Below are 14,178 nucleotides of genomic sequence, written 5' to 3' on the forward strand. Positions count from 1 at the left end.
GGCGCGCCGGCGCTAGAACTCGCCGATGCGGTGGACCTCGGGCTCGAGCTCCACCCCGAACTGGCGGCGCACCTCGTCGCGGACGTGCTCGATGAGGGCGCTCACGTCGGCCGCCGTCGCATGGTCGACGTTCACCACGAAGCCGCAGTGCTTCTCTGACACCTGGGCGCCGCCCACGCGGCAGCCGCGCAGGCCCGCGTCCATGATGAGCTTGCCGGCGAAGTAGCCTTGGGGCCGCTTGAACGTCGAGCCGGCCGAGGGCAGCTCGAGCGGCTGCTTCTCCTCGCGGCGGCGGCGGTAGTCGTCCATCTGCGTCTCGATCTGCACCTTGTTGCCCGGCATGAGCGAGAAGGTCGCCTCGAGCACGATAAGGCCGTCTGCGGCGACGCGGCTTCTGCGGTAGCCGAAGCCGAGCTCGCCCGCGGCGAACGTGCGGACCGCGCCCTTCGCGCGCGAGCCGTCCGGCAGGGGCGCACCCGGCACGTAGGCGGTCAGCGACTCGAGCACGTCGGCGATGCAGCCGTCGTAGGCGCCGGCGTTCTGGTGGCAGGCGCCGCCCACCGCCGCCGGGATGCCCCAGAGCGGCTCCAGGCCCGTGAGCCCGGCCTCTGCGGCGGCAATCGCCACGTCGCGCAGCAGCGCGCCCGCCTGCGCGTGCACGCGGAAGCCCTCGACGCGCACCTCGGCGAGGTTGTCGCGCATGAGCAGGACCGCGCCGCGGATGCCCCGGTCGCCCACGAGCAGGTCGGAGCCGTTGCCCACGACCGTCACCGGGGTCCCGGCGAGCGCGAGGAGGTCGAGCGCGCGCACCGCCGCCTCGGGCGTGCGCGGGGTGAGCATGACGTCGGCGGGGCCGCCGATCTTGAACGTGGTGTGGTCGCGCATGGGCTCGACCATGCGGACGTTCTCCTCGCCCACCGCGCCCGCGAGCGCGCAGATGACGTCCTCGTTGAAGCTGTCGTAATCGTGCATGGGTACCACCTTCAGGGGCGGCGCGGACATGTCCCGGCCGGCATGGCATCGTGTCTCGCTCCACTATACCCGACTTGCGCCCGCCGCCGCGGCGCCCGGCGCGGGCGCGCCGCAAGCTCTACGGCGCCCACACGCAACCGGCCCCGGCGACAGCTAGGCGTTGAGGATGCAGTCCGTCCTCGGCTTGGGGAAGCACCTCCCGCAGGACCGGCAGCGCGGCAGGTAGTCCGGGTCGCTCTCCCAGGTGGCGATGAGGTCGGGCTCGCAGATGAGCGGGCGGGCGATGCCGAAGCCCGCGATGCCGGTCGTGTCCAGGAGCTCCTGCATCTCGGCGCAGAGACGATTGCCCCCGGTGAGGATCACCGGCGCGTCGATGCGCTCGGCGAGCCATGCCGCATAGGGCGCGTAGAGCCCGTGCTCGCCGTCAGGGCCGGCGATGCGCGCGGTGTTGTAGGTGGTGCCGCTCACCTCGATCGCATCGACGACCTCGGCGAAAGCGGAGGCGGCCACGAGGCTCTCGTCCTCCGTCATGCCCCCGGCGACGCCGTCGGAGCTGTTGATCTTCACGAGCAGCGGGAACGCGGCGCCCACCGCGTCGCGCACCGCGCGCATGACCTCGAGCGGGTAGCGCAGACGGTTCTCGATCGCACCGCCGTAGCGATCCTCGCGGCGGTTCCAGAGCGGGTTCAGGAACTGGCTCAGCAGGTACCCATGGGCGGCATGGATCTCGACGCCGTCGAAGCCGGCGTCGAGGGCGCGCCGGGCGCTCGCCGCGAAGTCCGCCGCGACGGCGCGCATCGCCGGGCCGTCCATCGCGCGCAGGGGCCGGTCCCCCTTGAGCGAGCGGCCGTCCGAGGGCGCCCAGGCGGGCTCGGCGTACGGGCCCTCGCCCGCGTTGCCACCGCACTGCACGAGCTGCGCCACGATGCGCGCGCCCTCGGCGTGCACCGCATCGACCAGCGCGCGGTACTCCGGTACGAGCTCGTCGCGGCAGAGGGTGAGCATGCGCGGCCGGCGGTAGCCGTCGTCGCGCACGTAGGCGAAACTCGTGATGATCGTGCCCGCGCCGCCGCGGGCGAGGTCGCGGTACAGACGCATGACCTCGGGCGTCACATGGCCTCGGGGGTCGGCCGCGCCCTCGTAGGTCGCCGCGCGCACGAAGCGGTTGCGCGCCTCGAGCGAACCGATACGCAACCTATCGAAGAGCGTTCTTTCGGACATTTCGGCATCCATGGCGCGATCCTCCAGAAATCGTCACGTGACCCTCTCACAAAAGGAGTATAGTGGTCACGCATAGTTTCAGGGTTGGGTGAAATTCCCTACCGGCGGTAACCGATGGGCGGCGCGCGCCGCACCGCATCGGAAGCCCGCGACCCGCGCAAGCGGCTGACCCGGTGGGAGTCCGGGGCCGACGGTACAGTCCGGATGGAAGAAACGGAGGCCCCTATGGGCAGCGCACTCACCACAGCTAAGATCTCCACCCGCTCGATCGCGCTCGCGGCGCTCTTCACCGCCGCGTCGCTCATCCTGAGCTTCATCCAGATCCCCATCTTCCCGGCGGCGCCGTGGCTCATGTACGACCCCTCGGGCATCGTCTGCCTCATCGCGGCGCTCGCCTTCGGGCCCAAGATGGGCGCCGCGGTCGCCATCATCTCGTGGATCCCGCGCGTGTTCCTCGATCCCTTCGGCGCCCCGATGGGCATGCTCTCGACCTGCGCCTTCGTGGTCCCCGCCGCCATCGTGTACGTGCGCGACCGCACGCGCGCCGGCTCGCTCGTGGGCATGGTCCTGGGCGCCATCATGTCCATCGCCATCATCTGCCTCGCGAACCTCTACGTGACGCCGCTCTACGCCGGCGTGACCATAAGCGACGTCGCCCTCATGATCGCCCCCATCCTGCTGCCGTTCAACGCGCTCAAGATGGCGATCAACGTCGTGGCCGGGCAGGCGCTGCTCGCTCCCTGCATGAACGTGCTCAAGGGCGCCGGCGCGCGCCCCGCGGCCGATGGCGCGACGGGCGCCCCGGCGGACGCGCGCGCCGACGAGGCCATCCGCTCCTAAGGCTCCCATGTCCCGCGAACCTGTCATCGAGCTCGAGGACGTCGACTTCTCCTACAGCGGCCGGGCGGGCGACGAGGCCCTGCGCGGCATCACGCTCGCGATCGAGGCCGGCTCCCACGTGTGCATCCTCGGCGGCAACGGCTCCGGCAAGTCGACCCTCGCCCAGATCATGAACGCGCTCATCGCCCCCACGCGGGGCCGGGCGCGCATCTTCGGGATCGACCCGGTGACCGAGCCGGAGCGCCTCATCGAGATCCGGCGCCAGGCGTCGATGGTGTTCCAGCACGTGGACGACCAGATGGTCACGAGCATCGTCGCCGACGACGTCGCCTTCGGCCCGGAGAACCTGGGCGTGCCCCAGCCCGAGATCGTCCGGCGCGTCGACGCGGCGCTCGCCGCCGTAGACATGACCGCGCTCGCGCAGTCCGACCCGGCGGACCTCTCCGGCGGGCAGCGCCAGCGCGTGGCCATCGCCGGCGCGCTCGCCATGCGGCCGCGTGTGCTTCTGCTCGACGAGCCCGCCGCGATGCTCGACGCCTCCGGCCGCGCCGCCATCCAGCGCATCGTCGCCGAGCAGGTCGCGCGTGGCATCACCGTCGTGCACGTGACCCATTTCATGGACGACGCCCTGCGCGCCGACCGCGTCATCGTGCTCGAGGGCGGCCGCATCGCGCTCGACGGCACGCCCCGCGACGTCTTCTCGCATCGCGAGACCATCCGCGCGCTCGGCCTCGAGCTCCCCTTCACCATGCAGCTCGCCGAGCGCCTCGGAGGGGCCTTCCCCGGCCTGCCGGCCACCGCGGACGCCGACGAGCTCGCCCGCGCGCTCGCGCCGCGGCTGGAGCGCGGCGCCGAGCGGTCGGAAGCCGCCCCGCAGACAGAGCTCGCGGCGTTCGCAAGCGCCCCGGCAGCCGTCGCCTTCGAGCACGTGTCCTTCTCGTATGCCGAGGAGCGCGAGGCGCGCCGGCGCCCGGGCCCGCTCGCGCGCCTGCGGCGCCGCGCGCAGGCCGGCACGGCACCCCGCGGCCCGCTCGCGCTGCGCGACGTCAGCTTCCGCCTGCCCCAAGGCGAGCTCACCGCCCTCATCGGGCGCACCGGCTCGGGCAAGTCCACCACGGTCGAGCTCGCCTGCGCCCTCAAGGTGCCCAACGCGGGCGACGTCCGGGTGCGCGGCGTCGACACGGCGGACCTCGACCGGCGCGCGTCCATCCGTTCCGCCATAGGCTACGTGGGCCAGTTTCCCGAGCGCCAGCTCTTCGCCGAGACGGTCTTCGAGGATGTCGCGTTCGGCCCGCGCAACCTCGGCCTTACCGAGGCCGAGGTGGATCGCCGGGTGCGCACCGCGCTCGCCGCGGTGGGCATCGAGCCCACAGGCGAGCTCCTCGCGCGGTCGCCGTTCGCGCTCTCGGGTGGCCAGCAGCGCTGCGTCGCGTTCGCCGGCGTGCTCGCCATGGAGACGCCGCTTCTCGTCCTCGACGAGCCCATGGCCGGGCTCGACCCCAGGGGGCGCTCCCGCATGCGCCGGCTCATCCGCGACCTCAAGGGCCGCGGCGTGACCATCCTGCTCGTCACCCATTCCATGGAGGACGTCGCCGAGCTCGCCGAGCTCGCGGTCGCGCTGGACCACGGCGAGGTCGCGGGCGTCGGGACGCCGCGCGAGCTCTTCTCGGGCGATGTGCGCCGCCTGCCGGGCGTACCGGCGGCCCTCACGTTCGCGCGGGCGCTCGAGACCGCGGGCGCGCACCTCGACACGTTGCCCATCACCCTCGACGACCTGGTTGAGGAGGTGCTCCATGGGCGTTCGCGTTAGCGCGGGGAGCTACTACTCGGTCGCCTCCCCCATCCACGCGCTCGACCCGCGCGTGAAGCTCACCGTCGCCGTCGCCTTCATGGTGAGCTGCCTTGCCGTCGACGACATCGCGACCCTTGCCGTGGCCGGCGCCTTCTGCATCGGCGCCGTCCTCGCGGCGCACGTGCCCTTGGGCAGGCTGCTCGTCCAGATCAGGCCCGTGATCGCGTTCCTCGTCCTGACCTCGGTCCTGAACCTCGTCTTCGTGCACACCGGCGAGCTCGTGTTCGCCCTGGGCCCGATCGAGCTCCATGCCGGCGGCATCGCCGCAGCGGCCCTCTACACCCTGCGGTTCCTCTTGCTGCTGCTCATGGGGGCGCTCCTCATGCTCACCACGCAGGCGATGGCGCTCACCGACGCGGCCGAGCGCCTGCTCGCTCCCCTCGAGCGGATCGGGGTGCCGGTGGGCGAGCTCTGCCTGGTGCTCTCCATCGCCCTGCGCTTCGTGCCCACGCTCGCGCGCGAGGCCCGGCACATCGCCGTGGCGCAGACCGCGCGCGGCGCCGCGCTCGAGGGCAAGGGCGCCGTCGCCTACGCGCGGGAGTGCATCCCGCTCGTGGTCCCGCTCTTCGCGAGCGCGCTGCGCCATGCCGAGCACCTCGCCCGCGCGATGGACGCGCGCTGCTACACGGGCGGGGCGGGGCGCACGCACTACCATGCGCTCCGCTTCGATGCGCGCCACGACGGCGCCGCGGTGGCGGCAACCGTCCTCTACCTGATAGCGCTCGTGGCGCTCAAGATCCTCTTCTAGTCCTCGTCCGCCGTGCGCGGCAGCAGGAGGTTCGCCACCACGGCGACCACGAAGGCCACCGCGATGCAGTTGCTCCCGAAGATGGACTGCACGATGGGCGGGAACGCCGCGAAGATGCCCTGCACCTGCGTGAACCCGATGCCGGCGGCGAGCGCGAGGGCGGCGATCTGGATGTTGCGCTGCGTGAAGCCCGCGTCGGCGATCATCTGGGCACCCGAGAGGACGATGTTACCGAACATCATGACCGTGCACCCGCCGAGCACCGCTTCGGGCAGCGAGTTGAAGACGGCGGCGATGGCCGGCACGAAGGCCGAGAGGATGAGGATCGCCCCGCCGCAGGCGATGACCCGCCGGTTCACGACGCGCGTCATGGCGACGAGGCCAACGTTCTGCGAGAACGACGTGATGGGCAAACAGCCGAAGGCGCCCGCGACCGACGAGACCACGCCGTCCGCCGTGATGGCGCCCGCCATCTCGCGGTCCGTGGGCTCGCGGTCGAAGCCCACCTTGGCGAGCGCCGTGGTGTTGCCCATGACCTCCACCGAGCTCACGAGGTAGAGCAGGCCGATCGAGATGATGGCGCCGAGGTCGAACTCGGGCGCCACCGGGAGCACCTGCGGGATCGATATCGGCGCGAGCCCCTGGAAGGCGCTGAGGTCCACCTTGCCGAGCGCGAGCGCATACCCCACCGCGAGCCCGAAGAGCACCGAGAGCTGCTTTTTCGTCCCCTTGGCGAGGCTCTGGAACGCAAGGCAGGCGACCAGCGAGACCAAGCCCAGGAGCAGGTTCTGCCAGCTGCCGAAATCCTCGGCGCCCGAGCCGCCGCCGAACGACTCGGCGCCCACGGAGAGCAGCGAGAAGCCGATGGAGGTGACCACGACCGCCGACACGATGGGCGGCACCGCGCGCCGCCAGTAGCGCACCGTGAGACCGAGCGCGCCCTCGATGAGGCCTCCCACGATGATGGCGCCCACGGCCGCACCGTACCCCTGCGCGGCGACGATCGCGACGACCGCCGAGACGTACGTGAAGCTGATACCCGTGACGATGGGGAGCGCCCCGCCCACGCGCCAGAGCGGGAAGAGCTGGATTATCGTCCCCAGGCCGGCCATGAGCAGGGCGTTCTGGATGAGCGCGGCCGACTGGAGCGCGTCCATGCCAGCGGCGGCCGCGACGATGGAGATCGGCGCGAGGTTCGCCACGAACATGGCGAGCACGTGCTGGAGCCCGTAGGGGAAGCCCTGGGCGATCGAGATGTCGGCGTAGAAGTCGCCGAGCGCGCGGGCCGTGTCCGGGCGCTCGGGCCGCGTGTCGCGCGCCGCCATCAGCGGAACCTGATCTCGCCGGCGGCGGGGTCCATCTCGTCGATGACGGCGAGCGACTGAAGGTCGTAGCCGCGCTCGCGCAGGCTGTCGCCGCCCCCCTGGAAGCCCTTCTCGATGGCGATGCCGATGCCCTCGACCACGGCCCCGGCCTCCTCGCAGAGCTCGATGAGGCCGTTGAGCGCGCAGCCGTTGGCCAGGAAGTCGTCGATGAGCAGGACGTGCTCGCCGCGCGTGAGGAACTTCTTGGCGACGATCACATGGTAGTCGCGCTGCTTGGTAAAGGAGTGGATGCTCGTGACGTACTGCTCGCCATCGAGGTTGATGGACTGGTACTTCTTGGCGAAGACCACGGGCACGTTGCCGAAGCTTTTCGCCGCGACGCACGCGATGCCGATGCCCGACGCCTCGATGGTCAGGATCTTGTCGATGCGCTTGCCCGAGAACAGGCGCGCCCACTCGGCGCCCATGCGGTCGAACAGCTCGACATCGCACTGGTGGTTGAGGAACGCGTCGACCTTGAGGACACCGCCCTCCTTCACCGTTCCGTACCGGCAGATGTAGTCCTCAAGCTCTTTCATGGCATCCCATCCCGCTCATGCCCGCCCCGCGGGCGCCGACGATGATGAGATTATACGCGGACGGCGCCCCTACAGGCCGTTCGAAAGCAGGCCCTTAAGCACCTGCTCGGGGTCGGCGGAACCGCCGCGCGGGACGAGCGCGGTGATCTTCTTCTGCATCTGGTACTCGTGGACCTGGTCCTCGAGCTCGCGCACGCGGCCGCGGAGCTTCTCGAGCTCGCGCTCGCGCTCCTCCGCGCGCTCCTTCATGTCGAGGATGCGCACCACGCCGGCGAGGTTGATGCCCTCGTCGGTGAGCTGGTTGATGAGTTCCAGGCGCTCGATGTCGGCACGCGAGTAGAGGCGCGTGTTGCCGCCGGAGCGCTTGGGGTTCACCAGGCCCTTGGACTCGTACACGCGCAGGGTCTGCGGGTGCATGCCCGTGAGCTCGGCGGCGACGCTGATCATGTACAGCGGCTTGTTCCTCGAATCGTCTGCCATATCGGTCCCCAAACCTCATCGGCGGCTGCGCGCCGCCCCCATCATGCTAGAACGTCGCGCGGTAGCGGTCGACCCCGCTGCGGTAGTCGCGCTGGTCGGCGGCCTTGAGCTTCTCGAGCGCGGCGCGCTCCTCGTCGCTGAGCCGCGCGGGCGTGCGCACCTCGACGGTGACCAGCAGCGCACCCGTGCGCCCGCGGTGCTTCACGTCCGGCGCGCCCATCTCCTTGAAGCGGAAGGTCTTGCCCGTCTGCGTGCCGGCGGGCACCTTGAGCCGCACGGTCTTGCCGCCCGGCGTGGGTACGTCGACCGTGCAGCCGAGCGCCGCCTCGAAGATCGAGATGGGCAGCGTCATGGTCACGTCGGCGCCCTTGCGCTTGAACAGCGGGTGCTCCGCCACGTGCGTGATCACCACGAGGTCGCCGCGCTCGCCGCCCGCGGTACCGTACTCGCCCAGGCGCTTGTAGCGCATCTTGCCGCCGTCGACGGCGCCGGCGGGCACCGTGACCGAGATCGTCTGCTGCTCGCCGGTCGAGGGGATGCGGTAGCTCACCTTGCGCGTGGTGCCGCGGAACGCGTCCTCGGCCGAGACGTCGATGGTGAGCGAGACGTCGCTGCCCTTGCGCGGGCGCGTCGCCGCACGGGCGCCGCCCATGCCGCCGAAGCCCGACGCCCAGTCGCCGCCGAAGCCCCCGTCGCCGTTGAAGATGCTACTGAAGATGTCGCTCCAGCCGCCGGCACCGGCGCCTCCGGTATAGGCGTAGCCGCCCGCTCCCCCCGCGCCCGGCATGCCGCCGAACATGAGCAGCTGGTCGTACTCCTTGCGCTTCTTCTCGTCGGAGAGGGTCTCGTACGCCTCGCTGATCTCCTTGAACTTCTGCTCGTCGCCGCCCGCGTCGGGGTGGTACTTCTGCGCGAGCTTGCGAAACGCGGTCTTGATCTCTTTCTGGGAGGCGTCGCGTTTCACACCGAGCACGTCGTAGAACGTCTTCGTTGCCTGTGGCATCGCCTGCCTCCTTCCCTCCGGGGCCGCGGGAGCGGGGTCGCCTGCCCCTGCGCCGGGACAGCTGGCCCCGTCCCCGCCGTCTCATATCCTTCATCGAAAAGGGCCCCGAAGCCTGCGCCCCGGAGCCCTCCCGTCTTACTCCTGACCGTCCTCGGGGGCCGTCTCGCCGGACGCCTCCTCGGGCTGCGCCTCCGGCTCGGGCTCGGGGCGCTTCTCCCCGCCGTAGGTCACCGTGACCATGGCGGCTCGCAGCACGCGGTCCGCCATGCGGTAGCCCTTCTGGTACACGTCGTGCACGGTCTCGTCATACGATCCCGCATCCTCGACGCGACCGACCGCCTGGTGCTCGAGCGGGTCGAACGCCTCGCCCTTGGGGTCGATCGGCTCGACGCCCTCGTGCGCGAACACGTCGAGCATCTTGGCGTGCACCGCCTCGACGCCATCGACGAACTGCGAGAACGCCTCATCCATCTCCTGCGTGCGGGCATGGTCGATGGCGCGCTCCATGTCGTCGAGCACCGGGAGCAGCGCGGTGACGAGCTTCTCGGTCGCGCGCTCCTTCTCGGCCAGGCGCTCGCTCGCCGTGCGGCGGCGGAAGTTCTCCCAATCCGCCTGCAGGCGGGTCGCGCGGTCCTGGGCCTCCTTGACCTTGGCGTCGGCCGCGCCCTGCGCGTCCTCGGCCTCGGCGAGCTGGCGGCGCACCTCGGCGAGCTCCTCGGCGGCCTGCTCGTACTTGAGCTTGAAGTCGTTCTCGGCCGCTTCCTCGCCGGCGCGGATGGCCGCCTCGACCAGTTCCTCCTCGCTGAGCTCCTGCTCGTGGGCGGCGCGCTCGGGCGTCTCCTCCGCGAACTCGGCCGCCTCGTCGGGAGTCGTCTCCTCGGCTGCCTCTACGGGGATCTTCACGTCCTTCTCCTTGGAGTCAGCGGAGGCGGCGGTAGCGGCCGCCTCCGTTCGAGTGTTCTCAGCGGACATGGTTACTTGTCCTGGTCGTCGTCGACGACCTCGTACTCGGCGTCGACCACGTCGTCAGCGGCGGAGCCAGCGGCACCGTTGTCGCCCGCGGCCTGCTGGGCGTCGGCGTACACCATCTGGGCCAGCTTGTAGGCGACCTCCTGGAGCTTGTCGCCGGCACTCTTGATGGCGTCGACGTCGGTGCCCTCGAGGGCCTTCTTGGCATCGGCGATGGCGGACTCGGCCTCGCCCTTCACGTCGGCGGGAACCTTGTCGCCCAGCTCGGCGAGGGTCTGCTCGGTGGAGTAGGCCAGGCTGTCGGTCTGGTTGCGGACCTCGACCTCCTCCTTCTGGCGCTTGTCCTCCTCGGCGTGGGCCTCGGCGTCCTTGACCATGCGGTCGACTTCCTCGTCGGAGAGCGCGGTGGAGCCGGAGATGGTGATCTGCTGCTCCTTGCCGGTGCCCTTGTCCTTGGCGGACACGGTCACGATGCCGTTGGCGTCGATATCGAAGGTGACCTCGATCTGCGGCACGCCGCGGCGGGCGGCCGGGATGCCGGTGAGCTGGAACTTGCCGAGCGACTTGTTGTCGCGCGCCAGCTCGCGCTCGCCCTGGAGGACGTTGATCTCGACGGAGGTCTGGTTGTCGGCCGCCGTGGAGTAGATCTCGGTCTTGGAGGTCGGGATCGTGGTGTTGCGGTCGATCATCTTGGTCATGATGCCGCCCATGGTCTCGACGCCGAGCGACAGCGGGGTGACGTCGAGCAGCAGGATGTCGCCGCCCACCGTGGAGTCGCCGCCCAGGATGGCGCCCTGGATGGAGGCGCCGCAGGCCACGACCTCGTCCGGGTTCACGGACATGTTGGGCTGCTTGCCGGTCATGTTCTTCACGAGCTCCTGGACGGCCGGCATACGGGTCGAGCCGCCCACGAGGATGACCTCGGTGAGGTCGGAGAGCTTGAGGCCGGCGTCGCGCAGGGCGTTGGTGACCGGCGCCTTGCAGCGCTCGAGCAGGTCATGCGTGATGCGCTCGAACTCCGTGCGGGTGAGGGTGTAGTCGAGGTGCTTCGGGCCGGTGGCGTCGGCGGTGATGAAGGGCAGGTTGATGGTGGCCTGCGCGGCGGCGGAGAGCTCCTTCTTGGCGTTCTCGGCGGCCTCCTTCAGGCGCTGCTGGGCCATGGGGTCCTGACGCAGGTCGATGCCGTTGTCGGCCTGGAACTTGTCGGCGAGCCAGTCGATGACGCGCTGGTCCCAGTCGTCACCGCCCAGGTGGTTGTCGCCGGCGGTGGAGAGGACCTCGAACACGCCGTCGGCCAGATCGAGGATCGAGACGTCGAAGGTGCCGCCGCCCAGGTCGAAGACGAGGATGCGCTGGTCGGTGCCGCCCTTGTCGAAGCCGTAGGCGAGCGCGGCCGCGGTGGGCTCGTTCACGATGCGCTTGACGTTGAGGCCGGCGATCTTGCCGGCGTCCTTGGTGGCCTGGCGCTGGGCGTCGTTGAAGTAGGCGGGCACGGTGATGACGGCGTCGGTGACGGTCTCGCCGAGGTACTTCTCGGCGTCGGTCTTCATCTTCTGCAGGATCATGGCGCTGACCTGCTCGGGCGTGAAGTCCTCGCCGTCGATGCGGGCGACGGCACGGCCGCCCTGGCCCTCGTGCACCTCATACGGGACGGTCTTGATCTCGGAGCTGACCTCGGAGAAGCGACGGCCCATGAAGCGCTTGATGGAGAACACGGTGTTCTTGGGGTTGGTCACGGCCTGGTTCTTGGCGGCCTTGCCCACGATGCGGTCGCCGTCGGCGCGGAAGCCGACCACGGACGGGGTCGTGCGGTCGCCCTCGGCGTTGACGATGATGGTGGGGTTGCCGCCCTCGAACACAGCCATGGCGGAGTTGGTGGTACCCAGGTCGATACCTAGAATCTTGCTCATGGAATAATCCCTTCCTTGTGGGCTTCCCGGACGCGCGGCGCCCGTCCGGGACGGCCCTCTTGCTTGTTCGCTCTCTATGATATCCCCTTGAGCCGCAAGATATACAAAATCTAAGTCAATCCATATAAGATTTTTTATTCCGAGCACATGCACATCGCTCGGACGGCACCGCTTGGTTGCAGCAGCCCCGACCGTCTCGACCCGCGGTACCACCTACCTGCGGTGATATGTGATTCACCCCGGCTAACTCGGCGAACGGCAGGAAAAGGTCCCTGCGAGGGGTTGCAATGATTTCGACGCGTGGTATGTTTACCCCATCAAAGTCTCGATGTGCTGTTCGCCGAATGCATCGAGCGTGATCAGAGGAGGAACACTATGGCCCATCCCGTTATTGATGCCGACGAGTGCATCGCCTGCGGCGTCTGCGTTGACGACTGCCCCCAGGGCGTTCTGGAGCTCCAGGACGTCGCCACCGTGGTCGATGAGGATTCCTGCATCGCCTGCGGCGTCTGCCAGGACAGCTGCCCGGCCGGCGCGATCACCGAGATCGCCGAGGACTAGCACCTCACCCAGCTGAGCGCCATCACGGCACGGATAAGGCTCCCTCCGGGGAGCCTTTTTCTTGTTGCCAACATGGCGCATCTAATATTAGTGGAGCCGGGGCGCTGCAAGGCTATCGCACGATGGCCCGCTGCCCGATGGAGCCGGCCCGGTCGCCGGCGTCAGTACGGCGCGCCGGCCGGTGGGAGCTGCTTGAGGTAGGCCCACATACGCTGCTTCTCGCGTGCGTCGGAAAGCGCCGCCTCGAAGCCACCGAGCGCGAGGACCCGCCGGCCGAGCACATGGGCGACGAGCCCCGGCTCGAGCATCGCGACGTCGAACTGCTCGATGTCCGCGAGCTCCCGCGCATAGGCATCGCGCATGGCCTGAGCCGCCACATCATCGAGCAGGATGACCGCCTCGGGATCGAGCGCCTCGAGCGCCTCCCTGAAGCGGGCGGCAGGAAGCGCATCCCCGACCGCAACCGTCGCCTCGACGCCCGGCTCGCCCTCCCCCGCCACCGCGGCGAGGGCGCAGAAGTCCTCGGGCGCGTAGCCCAGCCGCTCGAGCGCGGCGCGCAGGGCGCTCCCGTCCTCACCGGCGAGCAGCTCGCCACCGGCGCGCTCCGCCTCGTTCAGAGACCCCTTCACCAGCACGACCGGCGAGAGCGCGTTGCCGCAGATCATCACGCCGTCCCGCGTGAGCGCCGCGAGCTCGAGCTCCAGCGCTTCGGCGAGGGCGCCGGTACGTTCCGCAATCGATATCGCCATGGCACTCCGATCTCGTATGGGCATCCGAGACCCATTGTACGGCGCCGAGGCTGCGCGCGCCGGCGGGCCTCGGCCGGTGCGGACGCCTTCATCAATCCGTATGCGAATGCCCACGGCATGTATGCAACCCCGGCGGGCAAGTGGGTATAACGCCAACGTATCGCATTTCCCGCACCTCATCGGGAGAGGTGCGCATCCGTCAGGAGGAACCATGGCACAGATCATCAACGTCGGCGCCGAGAACTTCGACGCGCTGCTCCAATCGCCCCTGCCCGTCCTCATCGATTTCTGGGCGCCGTGGTGCGGCCCGTGCCGCACGGTGTCGCCCATCGTGGACGAGCTCGCCGACGAGCTCGCCGACCGTCTCGTCGTCGCGAAATGCAACGTGGACGAGAACCAGGACATCGCCATGAGGTACCGCGTCATGTCGATTCCCACCCTCATCGTCCTCAAGGGCGGCGCCGAAGCCGGGCGCACCGTGGGCGCCATGCCCAAGCCGCAGCTCCGCGCCGAGATCGAGCACTACCTGTAGCGCTCGGCCCGATAGGGGCCGGATACCCCAATGTTTCGTTAGCGAGCCGCTCACCGTGGGCGGCTCGTTTTTCATCGGCGATGGGCCCGTTCGCACCGAAAGACGCGAAGCTGCGGCACCCGGCCGCATTCCGTACCGTTTCGGGCACAGGATCTCACAGAACAGAGTGTACCTGGTGCTCGGTTCGCTCCTCGTCTCGCATCTTTCCTTAATCGCATCATCTTTTCACTTGTTAATATGTTATCTTATGTGTGCTTTCCCATTGCCATATCTGGAAGGAAGGCACATGGACGTTGCGGTCAAAGCGACTGAGCCGGAGGCGGGCGCGTACGTCGCCGCGGCGGCGGGCATCGACCTCGGGGGCGTCGCCTGACGCTCGGGGCGCCCGGACCCCTTGATAAGATAGGTTCCAAACGATGGCAGGGATAGGAGACACGC

The 14,178-nt window shown here is 69.5% G+C and carries 14 protein-coding genes and 1 riboswitch; of the genes, 5 read left to right on the forward strand and 9 right to left on the reverse strand.

Features of this window, described 5'->3' with window-relative positions:
• Nucleotides 1-12: 12 nt before the first annotated feature.
• Nucleotides 13-972, reverse strand: a complete 960-nt coding sequence (gene murB, locus FS885_RS05540; protein WP_144744088.1) for a UDP-N-acetylmuramate dehydrogenase — start codon at nt 970-972, stop codon at nt 13-15.
• 153 nt (nt 973-1,125) lie between these two features.
• Complete coding sequence (locus tag FS885_RS05545; protein WP_144744089.1) at nt 1,126-2,193, reverse strand: NADH:flavin oxidoreductase; 1,068 nt, start codon at nt 2,191-2,193, stop codon at nt 1,126-1,128.
• A gap of 70 nt (nt 2,194-2,263) precedes the next feature.
• Nucleotides 2,264-2,413: riboswitch (FMN riboswitch) on the forward strand.
• 5 nt (nt 2,414-2,418) lie between these two features.
• Here FS885_RS05545 and FS885_RS05550 point away from each other — a divergent pair.
• The 3 genes from FS885_RS05550 to FS885_RS05560 are packed head-to-tail and all read left to right on the forward strand — an operon-like array spanning nt 2,419 to nt 5,633.
• Nucleotides 2,419-3,033 carry an ECF transporter S component gene (locus FS885_RS05550; protein WP_144744090.1) on the forward strand — a complete coding sequence of 205 codons (615 nt, stop codon included), beginning with the start codon at nt 2,419-2,421 and terminating at the stop codon, nt 3,031-3,033.
• Between the two features lie 7 nt (nt 3,034-3,040).
• Complete coding sequence (locus FS885_RS05555) at nt 3,041-4,843, forward strand: ABC transporter ATP-binding protein (protein ID WP_144744091.1); 1,803 nt, start codon at nt 3,041-3,043, stop codon at nt 4,841-4,843.
• The gene (locus FS885_RS05560; protein ID WP_144744092.1) at nt 4,827-5,633 is read left to right on the forward strand and encodes an energy-coupling factor transporter transmembrane component T family protein; all 807 of its coding nucleotides are present in this window, start codon (nt 4,827-4,829) and stop codon (nt 5,631-5,633) included. Before FS885_RS05555 ends, FS885_RS05560 begins: the two co-directional genes overlap by 17 nt.
• Here FS885_RS05560 and FS885_RS05565 read toward each other — a convergent pair.
• The 6 genes from FS885_RS05565 to dnaK form a co-directional block, all read right to left on the reverse strand.
• Nucleotides 5,630-6,958 (reverse strand): nucleobase:cation symporter-2 family protein, encoded by a 1,329-nt coding sequence (locus FS885_RS05565; RefSeq protein ID WP_144744093.1) that lies wholly within the window; start codon nt 6,956-6,958, stop codon nt 5,630-5,632. The two genes, FS885_RS05560 and FS885_RS05565, sit on opposite strands and share 4 nt — an antisense overlap.
• Nucleotides 6,958-7,536, reverse strand: coding sequence for a xanthine phosphoribosyltransferase (locus FS885_RS05570; protein WP_144744094.1), 579 nt, complete (start codon nt 7,534-7,536; stop codon nt 6,958-6,960). Before FS885_RS05570 ends, FS885_RS05565 begins: the two co-directional genes overlap by 1 nt.
• Before the next feature lie 69 nt (nt 7,537-7,605).
• Nucleotides 7,606-8,016, reverse strand: coding sequence for a heat shock protein transcriptional repressor HspR (locus FS885_RS05575; protein ID WP_144744095.1), 411 nt, complete (start codon nt 8,014-8,016; stop codon nt 7,606-7,608).
• Nucleotides 8,017-8,062: 46 nt separating this feature from the next.
• Nucleotides 8,063-9,019, reverse strand: coding sequence for a DnaJ C-terminal domain-containing protein (locus FS885_RS05580; protein WP_144744096.1), 957 nt, complete (start codon nt 9,017-9,019; stop codon nt 8,063-8,065).
• 135 nt (nt 9,020-9,154) lie between these two features.
• Entirely contained in the window at nt 9,155-9,991 is an 837-nt protein-coding gene (locus tag FS885_RS05585; RefSeq protein ID WP_144744097.1) for a nucleotide exchange factor GrpE, read from the reverse strand.
• A 2-nt stretch (nt 9,992-9,993) separates the two neighbouring features.
• On the reverse strand, nt 9,994-11,898 hold the full coding sequence (dnaK, locus tag FS885_RS05590) for a molecular chaperone DnaK (protein WP_144744098.1): 1,905 nt from the start codon (nt 11,896-11,898) through the stop codon (nt 9,994-9,996).
• A 375-nt stretch (nt 11,899-12,273) separates the two neighbouring features.
• On the opposite strand from dnaK, the gene FS885_RS05595 reads away from it, so the two are divergent.
• Nucleotides 12,274-12,459, forward strand: coding sequence for a DUF362 domain-containing protein (locus FS885_RS05595; protein ID WP_144744099.1), 186 nt, complete (start codon nt 12,274-12,276; stop codon nt 12,457-12,459).
• A 161-nt stretch (nt 12,460-12,620) separates the two neighbouring features.
• On the opposite strand, the gene FS885_RS05600 is transcribed toward FS885_RS05595, so the two are convergent.
• Complete coding sequence (locus tag FS885_RS05600; RefSeq protein ID WP_144744100.1) at nt 12,621-13,208, reverse strand: hypothetical protein; 588 nt, start codon at nt 13,206-13,208, stop codon at nt 12,621-12,623.
• A 211-nt stretch (nt 13,209-13,419) separates the two neighbouring features.
• Here FS885_RS05600 and trxA point away from each other — a divergent pair, with 211 nt between their 5' ends.
• Nucleotides 13,420-13,740, forward strand: coding sequence for a thioredoxin (gene trxA, locus FS885_RS05605; RefSeq protein WP_144744101.1), 321 nt, complete (start codon nt 13,420-13,422; stop codon nt 13,738-13,740).
• Nucleotides 13,741-14,178: the final 438 nt, after the last annotated feature.

The sequence above is a fragment of the Enorma burkinafasonensis genome (assembly GCF_902150035.1).
GTDB lineage: Bacteria > Actinomycetota > Coriobacteriia > Coriobacteriales > Coriobacteriaceae > Enorma > Enorma burkinafasonensis.